11 protein-coding genes are annotated in these 14,112 nt (G+C 71.3%); 2 read left to right on the forward strand and 9 right to left on the reverse strand.

The genetic code is table 11. The features are described from left to right. Positions 1-36: 36 nt before the first annotated feature. Entirely contained in the window at positions 37-690 is a 654-nt protein-coding gene (locus RH864_RS08105; RefSeq protein ID WP_310517024.1) for an NADPH-dependent F420 reductase, read from the reverse strand. Positions 691-921: 231 nt separating this feature from the next. On the opposite strand from RH864_RS08105, the gene RH864_RS08110 reads away from it, so the two are divergent. Continuing rightward, the gene (locus RH864_RS08110; RefSeq protein WP_310517025.1) at positions 922-1,974 is read left to right on the forward strand and encodes an LLM class flavin-dependent oxidoreductase; all 1,053 of its coding nucleotides are present in this window, start codon (positions 922-924) and stop codon (positions 1,972-1,974) included. A 61-nt stretch (positions 1,975-2,035) separates the two neighbouring features. Here the strand turns inward: RH864_RS08110 and RH864_RS08115 are convergent, their stop codons facing one another. The 8 genes from RH864_RS08115 to hrpA all read right to left on the reverse strand — a co-directional run bounded on the left by RH864_RS08115 (position 2,036) and on the right by hrpA (position 12,782). Continuing rightward, positions 2,036-3,226, reverse strand: coding sequence for a cation:proton antiporter (locus RH864_RS08115; RefSeq protein WP_310517026.1), 1,191 nt, complete (start codon positions 3,224-3,226; stop codon positions 2,036-2,038). 13 nt (positions 3,227-3,239) lie between these two features. Next, on the reverse strand, positions 3,240-3,734 hold the full coding sequence (locus RH864_RS08120; RefSeq protein WP_310517027.1) for a cation:proton antiporter regulatory subunit: 495 nt from the start codon (positions 3,732-3,734) through the stop codon (positions 3,240-3,242). A 42-nt stretch (positions 3,735-3,776) separates the two neighbouring features. Further along, positions 3,777-3,953 carry a hypothetical protein gene (locus RH864_RS08125; RefSeq protein WP_310517028.1) on the reverse strand — a complete coding sequence of 59 codons (177 nt, stop codon included), beginning with the start codon at positions 3,951-3,953 and terminating at the stop codon, positions 3,777-3,779. A gap of 111 nt (positions 3,954-4,064) precedes the next feature. Continuing rightward, complete coding sequence (locus tag RH864_RS08130) at positions 4,065-5,222, reverse strand: acyl-CoA dehydrogenase family protein (protein WP_310517029.1); 1,158 nt, start codon at positions 5,220-5,222, stop codon at positions 4,065-4,067. A 76-nt stretch (positions 5,223-5,298) separates the two neighbouring features. After that, positions 5,299-6,318 (reverse strand): DUF4349 domain-containing protein, encoded by a 1,020-nt coding sequence (locus RH864_RS08135; protein WP_310517030.1) that lies wholly within the window; start codon positions 6,316-6,318, stop codon positions 5,299-5,301. A 148-nt stretch (positions 6,319-6,466) separates the two neighbouring features. Further along, the gene (locus RH864_RS08140; protein WP_310517031.1) at positions 6,467-7,294 is read right to left on the reverse strand and encodes an aldo/keto reductase; all 828 of its coding nucleotides are present in this window, start codon (positions 7,292-7,294) and stop codon (positions 6,467-6,469) included. A gap of 54 nt (positions 7,295-7,348) precedes the next feature. Beyond that, positions 7,349-8,557 carry an MFS transporter gene (locus RH864_RS08145; RefSeq protein WP_310517032.1) on the reverse strand — a complete coding sequence of 403 codons (1,209 nt, stop codon included), beginning with the start codon at positions 8,555-8,557 and terminating at the stop codon, positions 7,349-7,351. Positions 8,558-8,672: 115 nt separating this feature from the next. Beyond that, positions 8,673-12,782: an ATP-dependent RNA helicase HrpA gene (gene hrpA, locus RH864_RS08150; RefSeq protein WP_449224132.1), complete on the reverse strand. Its 4,110-nt coding sequence runs from the start codon at positions 12,780-12,782 to the stop codon at positions 8,673-8,675. Between the two features lie 24 nt (positions 12,783-12,806). Here hrpA and RH864_RS08155 point away from each other — a divergent pair, with 24 nt between their 5' ends. Then, a complete protein-coding gene (locus RH864_RS08155) occupies positions 12,807-13,637 on the forward strand; it encodes an aldo/keto reductase (RefSeq protein WP_310517034.1) in 831 nt (276 codons plus the stop codon). Positions 13,638-14,112: the final 475 nt, after the last annotated feature.

Raw genomic sequence — 14,112 nt, forward strand, 5'->3', positions numbered from 1 at the left:
CGCGACCGTTCGATGGTGCGGCTGGGGTGCGCGCGGTCAGGCCGCGAGGTGCGCGCCCGGGGTGAGCAGGGCGCCGAGCTCGGCGGCCGAGAGCTCACGACCGAAGGCCGGGTGGCCGGGCTCGAGCGCGCGGCCTCGGTCGAGCGATCCGCCGTCGACCGGGTCGAACCCCAGGTCGTCGATGATCCGCGCGACGACCGCGCGTGCCTCGGCGTCGTCGCCGACGACCGCGAGGGCCCGCCGCAGCGGGGCGCCGGGCGGCATGCTGTCGTCCTCCATCTCGTGGTACCCGAGGTGGTTGAGGCTCTTCACGAGGCGGGCGGCGGGGTTCCGCGCCTGGTTCAGCTCGGCGGTCGACCGGGGGTCGGACTCGACCTCGGCGATCACGCCGTCGATGGGCGGCCAGTAGTTCATCGCGTCGACGACGATCTTGCCGTCGAACCGGGGCCACGGCACGGTGGGCGCCTTGCCGAACGGCACCGCGACGATGATGACGTCGGCCGCGTCGATGAGCGCGTCGGGCGACGACACGCGTGCGCCTGGGGCGACGACCTCGACGAGCAGCTCGAGCGCGGTCTGCCTGGGAGATCCGGCGATGCGGACGTCGTAGCCGCCTGCCACGAGGAGTCGCGCGAGCGCGGTGCCGACCTTGCCTGCACCGAAGATCCCGATCACCGGTCGATTCGTCATGCCGGTCCGAACTTCCCTCCGCCGTGGCATCCGTTGTGGCGCCTTGTGCCATTACCGGCATAACACGGCGACGCGCTCGCCGCATTCCCGTTGACGGCGTCGAACGCGGTGACTCGGGGGTCTGGCGTGCGCGGGAATAGGGTCGAGACAGCGAAGGTTCGACATTTTGATGCGTACGCATCTATATCGGATGTCCCGGGCGAGCGCCCGGGCTGAGGAGGGAACGCGCACATGGCCCAGCAGGTCGAATTCGGACTCGACACCTTCGGCGACGTCACGCTCGGCCCGGATGGTGAGCCGCTGCCGCACGCGCAGGTCCTCCGCAACCTCGTCGAGCAGGCCGTGCTCGCGGACTCGCTCGGCCTCGACTTCTTCGGCGTGGGCGAGCACCACCGCCACGAGTTCGCGGTCTCGGCGCCCGAGGTCGTGCTCGCGGCGATCGCGTCGCGGACCGAGCGCATCCACCTCGGCTCGGCGGTGACCGTGCTGAGCTCGGACGACCCGGTGCGCGTCTTCCAACGCTTCGCGACCCTCGACGGGCTCTCGAACGGGCGCGCCGAGGTCATCCTCGGGCGGGGCTCGTTCATCGAGTCGTTCCCGCTGTTCGGCTACGACCTGAGCCAGTACCAGGAGCTGTTCGAAGAGAAGCTCGAGCTGTTCGCCGCGCTGCTGCCGCAGGAACCGGTCACCTGGCAGGGCGCGCTGCGACCCGCCCTCACCGACCAGCTGGTGTACCCGCAGGTCGAGCACGGCCGGCTGAAGACCTGGGTCGGCGTCGGCGGAAGCCCCGAGTCCGTCGTGCGTGCGGCGAAGTACGGACTGCCGCTCGTGCTCGCCATCATCGGCGGCTCCGCCGCCCGCTTCGCACCGCTCGCGAACCTGTACCGCAAGGCGCTCGAGCAGTTCGGCCACGCCCAGCAGCCCATCGCGATGCACTCGCCCGGCTTCGTCGCCGCGACCGACGAGGAGGCACTCGACACCCTCTGGCCGCACTACCGCACGATCATGGACCGCATCGGCCGCGAGCGCGGCTGGGGCCCGATCACGCGCGACCACTTCGAGCACGAGGCCGCGCAGGGAGCGCTCTACGCCGGTGCACCCGAGACGGTCGCGCGCAAGATCGCGGACGCCGTGCAGGCGGTCGGCGCCAGCCGATTCGACCTGAAGTACTCCAACGGCACACTGCCGCACGAGGCCATGACGGCCAGCATCGAGCGCTACGCGACCGAGGTCGTCCCGCGCGTGCGCGAGCTGCTCGCCGAGGCTCCCTCGTCGGTCGAGTAGGAGCGAAGCGACGTATCGAGGCCCGACGCGGGTCTCGATACGCGTGCTCCTTCGTCGCTCGCTACTCGACCAGCGGGGGTTGGGCCGCGCGGCGGCGCTTGACCGCGGCACGGAACCAGCCCGCGTCGGGCACGCGCGCGAGGAACGTGCCCGCGATGATCGTGATGAGCACATACGCGGTCGCGAGCGGCGCGAGCTGCGGGTTCACGCCCGCGCCCACCGCGAGCCCCGCGATCACGATCGAGAACTCGCCGCGCGGGACGAGCGCGAACCCTGCGCGCCACTGACCCAGGGTGCCGACGCCGGCGCGGCGTGCCGTGAACACGCCCGTCGCGAGCTTCGTGAGGATGGTCACGAGCGCGAGGGCGAGCGCCGGCAGCAGCATCGACGGCAGCGCGGACGAGTCGGTCGCGAGCCCGAAGAAGAGGAAGAAGATCGCCGCGAACAGGTCGCGCAGCGGCGTGAGCACCTGGCTGGCATTCTCGGCGACCCGGCCCGACAGGGCGATGCCGACGAGGAACGCGCCGACCGCGGACGACACGTTCACCTCGGCGGCGAGACCGGCGACGAGCATCGTGAGCCCGAGCACGCCGAGCAGCAGCGGCTCGTACTGATCAGCGGTGAACAGTCTCGACACGAGCGATCCGTGTCGGAGTGCGACGAACAGGATGAGGCTCACGACCGCGACCGCCACGGCGACCGACACGGCGCCCTGCACCAGGCTCACGCCGACCACGAGCGCCGACAGGATCGGCAGGTAGAACGCCATCGCCAGGTCTTCGAGCACGAGGACCGCGAGGATGCCGGGCGTCTCGCGGTTCGACAGGCGCCCGAGGTCGCGCAGCAGCTTCGCCACGACCCCCGACGACGACACCCAGGTCACGCCCGCGAGCGCGACCGCGGCGATCGGGCCCCAGCCGAGCGCCAGCGCGAGCAGCGCCCCCGGCACCGCGTTCAGCAGCGCGTCCACGATGCCGGCCGTGCGCGCCGACCTCAGGCTGCCGAACAGCTCGGACGCGGTGTACTCGAGCCCGAGGAGCGCGAGCAGCAGCAGCACCCCGATCTCGGACCCGGCCTCGAAGAACTCCGCGCTGGCATCGAACGGGAAGATGCCGCCGTTGCCGAAGGCGAGCCCGATCAGCAGGTAGAACGGGATCGGCGAGATGCCGATGAGGCCGGCGAGACGGCCGGCGAAGCTCATGCCGAGAAGGAGCGCGCCGGCTTCGACGAGCAGCAGCGTGGTCTCGTGCATGCCGCCCCCGGGGTCAGTCCGGATCGCTGGACAGCAGCCGGGCGACCCCGTCGAGCCCCTCACGCGTGCCGACGACGACGATCACGTCGCCGGCACGGAGCGGCTCTGACGGGGTCGGCGAGGCGATGACCGCACCGTCTCTCACGATCGCGACGATCGACGCGTGCGTGCGGGTGCGCGCCCTGGTGTCGCCGAGCGGGTGATTCAAGTAGGGCGAACCCGTGGGCAGCGCGATCTGTTCGGTATAAAGCCCGGCCGTCGCCTCGGAGAGGCTCGTGAGCCGCGACAGCATCACCGAGACGCCGAGCACGTCCGCGAGTGCCGCGGCCTCGTCTTCGTTCAACGGGATGGAGTCGCGGCTGGCGTCGGGGTCGTCGGCGTCGAAGATGGCCAGGTCTCGCTCGCCGTCGCGATGCGACACCACGCTGATGCGGCGCCCCTGTTCGGTCACGAGGTCGTGCCGATGGCCGATGCCCGGCAGGTCGACCTTCTCGATGCGTGCTCCCACGCTCGACATGCTAGACCTCGGGCGCCGCGGCGCCGACCGTGGTCAGGCGCCGTTGCCGCGGCCGAGCAGGCTCGTCGGGATGGCGAGGGCGATCGCGATGCAGAGGATGCCGCCGACGAACACGAGCGACTCGATCCCGGCCATGTGCGAGGCATTGCCCATGAGCCACATGCCGAAGAGGAAGATCCCCATGGCGATGATGAACAGAATGCCGTTCACGAAAAACCTCCTGCGGCGCGAGCGAGTGCTGCCGCGAAGCGGCGGCGCGATCTCGGGTCAGTCTATCGGGGGCGGCGCATCCGGCCGCGCGGGCGGCGCGCCCGGCCGCGCTCAGCCGCCCACCGGGCCGATCCAGGCGTTCGCGATGGTCGCGTGCGCCGACTCGTCGTCGGACGGGTGGAACACCCCCGCGAGCACGTCCCGGTAGAGCCGGCCGAGCTCGCTGCCCGCGAAGTAGCTCGAGCCGCCCGCGACCCGGACCGCCTGATCGACGACGTGCTTCGCGGTCTCGGTCGCGCGCACCTTGACGCCCGAGAGCTTGGCGTACCAGAACGCGCCGTGATCGACTTTCGCGTCGACGTCGCGCGCGAGCCCCACGAGCTGCGGCTCGATCGCGTCGTAGGCGAGCGCCGCGTCGGCGATGCGCCAGCGCACGTCGGGGTCGTCGGCGAGCGGACGGCCGTCGTGCTTCATCGACGTGCGCCGGCGCGCCGCCGCGATCGCGAGCTCGAGCGCGCGCCCGCCGATGCCCGTGTAGACGGCGCCCAGCAGGAGTTGGAAGCACGCGAAGATGCCGAAGACGAACGGGTCGGCGTTCGGACCGGGGTCGAGCCGGCGCACGATGCGGTCGGCCGCGGCGAACGCGCCGTCGAGCACGGTCGTGCGGCTCTGGCTCGCGCGCATGCCCATGGTGTCCCAGTCGTCGAGGATCCGGACGTCGGGGTCGTCGCGATCGATGAATCCGTACACGAGCTTCGGCGCGTCGTCGGAGGCGGAGTCGAGGCCCATGGTGCCGAGCCTGGTCCAGGCCGGCGACAGCGAGGTGAAGATCTTGCGCCCGGTGTAGCGGTACCCGCCGGCGGGGAGCGGCTCGGCGACCGTCCGCGACCCGAACAGCATGAGGTCGTTGCCGGCCTCGCTGATGCCGAAGCCGAAGACCTCGCCCGCCGCGGCCTCGCGCAGCACGAAGTCCAGCGAGTCGTCGCCGCGGTCGCGGAGCACCTTCGCCACGCCGGTCCACACGAGGTGCATGTTCACGGCGAGCGCGGTGGCCGGCGCCGCGCCGCCGAGCCGGATCTGTGCACGGACCGCGTCGTCGAGCGACCAGCCGAGGCCGCCGAGCTCGGTGGGGACGAGCGCCCGCAGGTACCCGGCCTCGGCGAGCTCGGCGAGGTCCTCGTCGAAGAACGCGTTGTGCTCGTCGTAACCGGCGGCGCGTTCCCTGATGCGTTCGATGAGGTCGTCGCTGAGCAGCGTCTCTGGGGTCACGGCGCCAGCCTACGCCCCGCTCCGGGGAGGGGGAGGAGGGGTGGAGACGGGGAGGGGTGGAGACGGGGAGGCGGGGCTACTCGGCGGACTCGGGCGAAGCGGCCTCGGGCGAAGCGGATTCGGCCGAAGCGGAGTCGGGCGAAGCGGGCGCGGACTTCGCGGCCCGGCGGCGTGCCCCGCGGGTCGCGAGAAGTACCACGACGAGCACGATCGCGGCGACCACAGCGAGTGCCACGATCCACGGCACCGCCACCCCGAACACGACCACGAGACCCGAGAGGAAGCTCAGCAGCCCGTTCCAGCCCGCGACGACGCCGCCCCAGAAGTCGTCGGGCCGCGCCTCCGGTGCGGTCGCCTCGGTCGCGAGGTCTACCGTGAGCGTCGAGAAGTCGACCTGGTCGACGAGCCAGTCGCGCTGCTGGGTGAGACTATCGAGCTCGGCCTGCCGGGTGGTGAGCTCCGACTCGATCGCGATCAGGTCGGTGGTCGAGGTCGCCTGGGCGAGGAGCTCGGTGAGCCGGGCGATCGACGCGGTCAGCACGTCGATGCGCGCGTCGAGGTCTTGGCGCTGCTGCGTGACATCCGATGCGTTGAGCGAGACCGACGTGACCGTGCCGAGCCCGCGCAGGTCCTCGATCACGGCGTCGAGCTGGTCGGCCGGCACGCGCAGCATGAGCTGGGCGCTCGCGGGCTGGGTGTCGGTGCCGGGCGTCTCGGTCCGGTTGTCGACGCGACCGCCCGCGGCGGTCGCGAGTCCGGCGACGTCCTCGGCGGTCGCGATCGGGTCGTCGACGGTCACGGCGACGTGCCCCGTCGTGATCACGCTGCGATCGGATGCCTCGCCGCTGGCCAGGTCTCGGCCCATCTCGCCGCTCGCCGCATCGCCGGGGAGCACCTCGCTCGGCAGCATCTCGACCGGCCCGTCGGGCGTCGCGAGCTCGTTCGGCATCATGGGTGCCGAGGTTCCGGTGTGCGCACCGGGCTGGGCGGTGCAGCCGGCGAACACCAGCGCGGCGATCGCGACCGCGCCGGCGGCGGCGGTGAACCGGGTCAGGTGACGGCTTCGGACGGACCGGGGGCGCGGAAGTCGAGACATGCGCTCAGGCTAGGGCGAAGCGTGATCCGCATGTCTGGATGCGCCCTGGGAGTCGGATCACGATCGAATTGCGGTTCCCTGAGAGTCGTTTGGCGGCCACAACGCCGGGGCGTCACGGCTCGTTACGGTCTTCGAGGACCGCTGCGGCTCAATCGAGGTCGGGGTCGCGGCCCGTGCGTTCGCCGCTCTCGAGGGCCGCGATCGCGGCGAGGTCCTCGGCATCGAGCGTGAAGCCGAACACGTCGAGGTTCTCGCGGAGGCGCGCGGCCGACGAGGCCTTCGGGATGACGACATTGCCGAGCTGCACGTGCCAGCGCAGGACGATCTGCGCCGGTGTGCGGGCGTGCTTGGCGCCGATGGCGGCGAGCGTGGTGTCGTCGAGCACGCGTCCGCGCGCGAGCGGCGACCACGCCTCGGTCCGGATCTCGTGCTCGTCGTCGAACTCGCGCAGTTCGGTCTGCGGCAGCCAGGGGTGCAGCTCGACCTGGTTCACGACCGGCCAGACGCCGGTCTCGTCCACGATCCGCCGGATGTGGTGCGCGTGGAAGTTGGCGACGCCGATCGAGCGGACCCGGCGTTCCTGCTGCAGCCGGATGAGCGCGCGCCACGTGTCCACGTAGCGGTCGGTCGACGGCACGGGCCAGTGGATGAGATAGAGGTCGAGCTGCTCGAGCCCGAAGCGGTCCATCGACTCGTCGAATGCGCGCAGCGTCTCGTCGAACCCGTTGTCGGACTTCCAGACCTTGCTCGTCACGAAGAGCTCGTCGCGCGCCACGGGCGCATCGCGCACCGCCTCGCCGACCTCCCGCTCATTGCCGTAGAAGGCCGCGGTGTCGAGGTGCCGGTACCCGACGTCGATCGCCTCGAGCATGAGTCGCCGCGCGTCGGCGGCCGGCACCTTGTAGAGCCCGTACCCGACCTGCGGGATGGCGGCGCCGTCCGTGAGCGGCAGGCGAGGGGCGGTGAGCTCGGACATGCGGGTCCTCTCCTTGACGTGCCCGGGATGCCGGCCGTGCGGGCCGCCGCCGGGTCAGCTCGGCGTGACGGGCACCGGTTCGGTGTCCGGCATGGGGCTCGCGTCACGGCCCCGCAGATCAGGATGCCAGCGACTGCCGAACGACGCGACCAGCACGCCGGCCAGCGCGAGCACCGCGGCCACCCAGAATGCGCCCTGCGCGCCCGCGCCGTCGATCAGGAACCCCGCGAGCGCCGACCCCATGGCCGCCCCGATCAGCTGGCCGGTGCCGACCCAGCCGTACGCCTCGGCGGTGTCGGAGAACTTCACGCTCGCCGAGACGATTGCGAACAGCACCGCGAGCGCGGGGGCGATGCCGAGCCCCGCGATGAACAGCGTGGCCGCGAGCCACCAGAAGTCCATGGCGACGGCCGCGAGCGCGATGCCGACGAACACGATGAGCGTGCGTCGCGCGGTCGACCACGGTCCGATCGGCACGTGGCCGAGCCCGAGCCCGCCCGCGAGCGAGCCGAGCGCGAAGATCGCGAGGACGATGCCGGCCTCGGCCCCGTCGTGCCCGAACACGGCGACCACACCGGCCTCGATCGCGGCGACCGCGCCGATGAGCAAGAACCCGACCACGGTCGCGAGCAGCACGGCGGGCCGGCCCAGCACGACGCCGAACCGCCGCTTCGAACGCGGGATGCGCACGCGCCCGAGCTCTGGCGATGAGATGAACCAGACCCCGCCGACCACCATGAGCGCGGCCGCGAGCAGGATGCCCCAGACCGTGCCGATCTGCGTCGACACGAACGTCGTGACGACCGGCCCGACGACCCAGATGATCTCCTGCGCCGACGCGTCGAGCGAGAACAGCGGCGTGAGCTGCCGCGAGTTCACCATCTTCGGGTAGATCGTCCGCACGGCCGGCTGCACGGGCGGGTTCGCGAGTCCCGCGATGAGGCCGACGCCCATGTAGGCCGGAACCGTGAGCGGCAGCACACCGACCGCGACGACCGCGGTCACGCAGATCACGAGCGTCGTGATGAGCACGGGCCGCATCCCGAACCGGCCCATCAGCCGGCTCGTCATCGGCCCCGCGACCGCCTGACCGAGCGACGTCGCCGCGAGCACGAGCCCCGCGGCGCCGTACGAGCCGGTCTCGCGTTCGACGTGCAGCAGGAAGGCCAGCGAGAGCATGCCCGACGGGAAGCGCGCCGTCAGTTGCGCCGCGATGATGCGCGCGACGCCCGGCGTCTTCAGGAGATCGGAGTAGCTGGCCACGAGACGCCATGCTAGCCGCGTGCGGACGGCCGGCGACCCGACGCGGCGGCCATTCACCGGCACGCGATTCGACGCGGTGTCAAGACGCCCGCTGGTCGGCTCGCGACCGGCCGCGTCAGCCCGCGAGGGCCTTGGCGATCCGCTGCGGCGACACCGGCTCCGCAGCACGCAACTCCTGCGCGAACAGGCCGATCCGCAGCTCCTCGAGAAGCCACCGTGCGCGCACCAGGTGCGCGCCGGCCTCGGCGTCGATCGGCACGGTGCCGCCCGCGCGCGCATAGGTCGCGAAGGCGGTCTCGAACTCGGTCATGAACCGGCGATCGCGTCCGGGATCGTCCTGCAGCTTGCGCACCCGCAGCACGATGCCCTCGAGGTAGCGCGGCAGGTGGCGGAGGCGGTCGATCCCCGTCGCCGAGACGAACCCCGCGGGCACGAGCGCCTCGAGCTGGGCCCGCGCGTCGGCGAGCGGCGACATGAGCGCGAGGCTCGCGGCCTTCGAGATCGCCTTGTCCGCCTCGCGCGCGAGGCGGAGGATGCGCGCGACGAGTCCCACGGTCTCGAACATGCGCTCCATCACGGTCGCGCCGATCGCGTCGCGGACCGACTCGAACTCCGCCCGCGTCGCGATCAACCCGCTCGGATGCCTCGCCACGAGCTCGGCCTCGACCACCGCAGCGAGCACGTCGTCGAGGAGCGCGCGCGGCCCCGGGTACGCGCTCGCCGCGAGCTGCAGCTTCTCCTCGTTCGACAGGTGCTCCTGCACATACGCCACCGGCGACGGGGTCGCCAAGACGAGCAGACGGCGGATGCCTCGGCGCGATGCCCGATCGCGATCCTCCGCCGTGGGCAGCAACCTGAGCGACACTGAACCGCCGTCGTCGACGAGCGCCGGGTAGGCGCGGATCACATTGCCGGCCTGCCGGGTGTCGACGTGGGCGGGCACGCGGTCCCATTCCCAGTTCGTGAGGCCGCTGCGCTCGGCGAACTCGGGCGGGACGTCCGCAGCTGCGGCGGTGCCGGGGCCCGGACGGGCCCCGCCCGAGGCATCCGTGCCGCGCGCGCCGCCCGAGGCATCCGCGCCACCGAACGTCGACGCGACCGCGCGCCCCGCGCGGTCGGCGAGCCGCGCCTGCAGCGCCGCGAGATCCTTGTCGCGGCCCGCGACCTTGCCGCGGTCGTCGACCGCGCGGAACGTGACCCGCAGATGCGGCGGCACGCGCTCGAGGTCGAAGTCGCCCGCCGTCACCGGCGCGAACGTGAGCCGCTTGATCGTCGCGGCGACCACCTCGGCGAACGGCTCGCGTGCCGTGCCCGACTCCGGTCCCGCGGGCAGCTCGGCGGAGATCTTGGCGGCCCACTCGGCCGCGGGCACGACCTGACGGCGCAGGACCTTCGGCAGCGTCCGCAGCATCGCCGTGATGAGCTCGTCGCGAAGCCCCGGGACCTGCCAGTCGAACCCGGTCGGCTCGAGGCGCGGCAGCAACACGAGCGGGACGACCACGGTGACGCCGTCGTCGTCGGCACCGGGCTCGAAGCGATAGCGCAATCGCAGCGTCTGGTCGCCCTGCCGCCAGCGATCCGGGAACCCCGCGTCGGGGGTGCCCGCCTCCTCCTCGACGAGGTCGGCCGAGGTCATCGTCAGCAGCTCGGGCTCCGCGCGGTGCGCGTCGCGCCACCACCGCTCGAACCCGCGCACATCGGTCACGTCGGCCGGGACGCGAGCGTCGTAGAACCCGAACACGGCCTCGTCGCCCGCGAGGATGTCGCGACGGCGCGTCCGCTCCTCGAGCTCGCCGAGCTCGCGCCTCAGCTCGCGGTTCCGCCGGACGAACCCGAAGACCCGCTTGTCGAGCCGGCTGACGTCCCAGTCCTCCTCGACGAGCGCGTGCCGTACGAACAGCTCACGCGCGAGCGAGCGGTCGATGCGTGCGAGCTGGATCCGCCGCTTCGGCACGATCGGCACGCCGAACAGCGTGACCTTCTCATCGGCGACCGCCGCGCCCTGCCGGCGCTCCCAGCGCGGGGCGCTCCACGTCCGCGTGACGAGCGAGCCCGCGAGCGGCTCGGCCCACGCCGGATCGATGGCCGCGTTCATGCGTGCGAACAGCCGGCTCGTCTCGACCAGCTCGGCGCTCATGATCGCCTCGGGCGGCTTCTTCGCGAGCGCGGAACCCGGGAACACCACGAAGCGCGCGCCGCGCGCCCCGAGGAACTCGGCCTGCTGACGGCGGCCCTTTCGCTCGGCGTCGCGCGCCTGCCCGGCGCCGCCGCGGCCGGTCGAGGTCCGCGAGTCGTCGCGCAGGCCGATGTGCGACAGCAGACCCGACAGCAGCGCGCGATGGATGCCGTCAGGGTTCGGGGAGCCGGGCTCGCCCGCCACGTGCAGGCCGAGCGGCTTGGCGAGCCGGACCAGCTGCCGGACGAGATCCTGCCACTCGCGCACCCGGAGGTAGTTCAGGAACTCGGCCTTGCAGAGGCGCCGGAACGCGCTGCTGCCGAGCTCGCGCTGCTGCTGCTCGAGGTGGTTCCAGAGGTTCAGCAGGGACAGGAAGTCGCTGGTCGGGTCGGCGAACCTGGCATGCGCGGCGTCCGCGAGCTCGCGACGCTCGAGCGGGCGCTCACGCGGATCCTGGATCGTCAGGCCCGCGACGATCGCGATCACGTCGCGCGACACGCCCTGCGCCTTCGACTCCAGCACCATGCGCGCGAAGCGCGGCTCGATCGGCAGCCGAGCGAGCTGGCGGCCGATGCGCGTGAGACGCGGGCCGCGCGCATCCGCCGATCGGGGAGCGGAGCGTATCGAGGTCTCGCCCGACGAAGGAGGACGCGTATCGAGATCCTCGAGCGCGCCCAGCTCGCGCAGCAGGTCGAGCCCGTCGCGGATGCCACGGCTGTCCGGCGGCGTGAGGAACGGGAACTCCTCGACCGGACCGAGCCCGAGCGAGGCCATCTGCAGGATCACCGCCGCGAGATTGGTGCGCAGGATCTCGGGATCGGTGAACTCGGGACGGCGTTCGAAGTCGTCCTCCGCGTACAGCCGGATCGCGATGCCGTCGCTCGTGCGGCCGGATCGCCCGGACCGCTGGTTCGCCGAGGCCTGCGAGATCGGCTCGATCGGCAGTCGCTGCACCTTCGACCTCGCGGAGTACCGGCTGATGCGCGCCGTGCCCGCGTCGACGACGTATCGGATGCCGGGCACCGTGAGACTCGTCTCGGCCACGTTCGTCGCGAGCACGACGCGGCGGCGGAGCCCGGCGACCTTCGAGCGTTCGAAGACGCGGTGCTGATCGGCCGCCGAGAGCCGCCCGTACAGGGGGAGCACCTCGGTCACTCCGGCGGCACCGCGCTTCGCGGTGTGCGCGCGCACCGCCTGCTCGGCATCGCGGATCTCGCCCTCGCCCGAGAGGAACACGAGCACGTCGCCCGGGGCCTCACGGTCGAGCTCGTCGAGCGCGTCGATGATGCCGCGCTGCACGTCCCGGTCGTCGGCGGAGGCGCCCTCGTCGTCGCTCGTCTCTCGGGTCTCGGGGTTCGCGGCCGCCTCGCCGATCGGCCGGTACCGCACCTCGACCGGGTACGTGCGCCCGGACACCTCGATCACCGGTGCGGGCTCGTCCGAGGCATCCGCGAAGTGTGTGGCGAAGCTCTCGGGATCGATGGTCGCGCTCGTGACGATGACGCGCAGATCGGGCCGGCGCGGGAGCAGCTGCTTCAGGTACCCCAGCAGGAAGTCGATGTTGAGGCTGCGCTCGTGCGCCTCGTCGATGATGATCGTGTCGTAGCGGCGGAGTTCGCGATCGCGGTGGATCTCGTTGAGCAGGATCCCGTCGGTCATGATCTTCACGCGCGTGGAGTCGCTCACCCGGTCGGTGAACCGCACCTGGTAGCCCACGAGGTCGCCGACCTCGCTGCCGAGCTCCTCGGCGATGCGCTCGGCGATCGTGCGTGCCGCGATGCGGCGGGGCTGGGTGTGCGCGATCGACTCGCGTCCGAGCTCGAGGCAGATCTTCGGCAGCTGCGTCGTCTTCCCGGAGCCGGTCGCGCCGGCCACGATGACGACCTGGTGGTCGCGGATGGCGCGTGCGATCTCGTCGCGCTGCGCCGAGACCGGCAGCTCAGGGGGGTACGAGATGGTCGCCAACATGCCCTTGTATCGTACGGCGCGGTCGGATGCGCCATTTCGAGGGACCTGATCGCGGCGGGCGAACGCACGCGGATTGGTCACGTCGGTCGTGATGGGATAAGGCCTATGACGCGTGTTCCCCGCATTCAGCTCAATGACGGCCACTCCATCCCGCAGCTCGGGTTCGGGGTCTTCAAGGTGGACCCGGCCGAGACCGAACGCATCGTGACCGATGCGCTCGAGACCGGCTACCGTCACATCGACACGGCGCGCATCTACGGCAACGAAGAGGGCGTGGGGCGTGCGATCGCCGCCTCCGGCATCCCGCGCGAGGAGCTGTACCTCACCACGAAGCTGTGGAACGACGACCAGGGCGCCGACACCGCGCCCGCCGCGTTCGAGCAGAGTCTCGAGCGGCTCGGGCTCGACTACGTCGACCTGTACCTGATCCACTGGCCGACCCCGGCCAACGATCGGTACATCGAGAGCTGGCGGGCGCTCGTGGAGTTGCGCGAGTCGGGGCGCGTGCGCTCGATCGGTGTCTCGAACTTCCTCGCCCACCACCTCGAGCGCGTGGTGACGGAGACGGACGTGGTGCCCGCGGTCGACCAGATCGAGCTGCACCCGTACCACCAGCAGCCGGCGACCGCGGCGTTCGCCGATGAGCACCAGATCCGCATCGAGGCCTGGGGTCCGCTGGGGCAGGGCAAGTACCCGCTGTTCGAGCTGCCCGAGGTGACGGCGGCCGCGGAGGCGCACGGGAAGTCGCCTGCGCAGGTCGTGCTGCGCTGGCATCTGCAGCGCGGCAACATCGTGATCCCGAAGTCGAACCGTCGTGAGCGCATGGCGGAGAACTTCGACGTCTTCGACTTCGCGCTCACCGACGACGAGATGGACGCGATCACGGGTCTCGAGCGCGAAGGCCGCGTCGGCGGAAACCCCGACGAGATCAACTGATCGGACTGATCGGAAACCGCGGTGACCAGGGCCTTCGGCGTTCGCTGGAGGCCCTTTGCCGTACCCGGGGGAGCACGCGACACGCCCGGGATGCGAGCCGAATTTGGTGCGGACGTGACATCCACGTAAATTCATACATGTCGCCGCGGCGGGCCGGAAAGCGAAAAGCGAAACGGGCCGACGGGAATGACGATCTTAGCCAAATAACCTCGAAGGCGCAGCGCTCGTATGAGCTCATTGCGACTCGGTGATTTCAAGCCTAAGATGGAAAATCCACCTCATCAGTGAGCATGGCCCTCGGGTCGTGCGAGAACTCCGCTCGTCGGGGTTCTGAACCTCGGCCCTCGGTCGTGAGTCCACTCGGTTGTGGTACGGTAGACAGGTTGCCCTGAGGGCAGGCCGCGAGGCTGAAACTCGGGTGCGTCCGTTTCTTGAGAACTCAACAGCGTGCACTATGTTCAATGCCAATTTTTGA

Source organism: Agromyces aerolatus, from assembly GCF_031432255.1.
In the GTDB taxonomy this organism is placed as follows: Bacteria; Actinomycetota; Actinomycetes; order Actinomycetales; family Microbacteriaceae; genus Agromyces.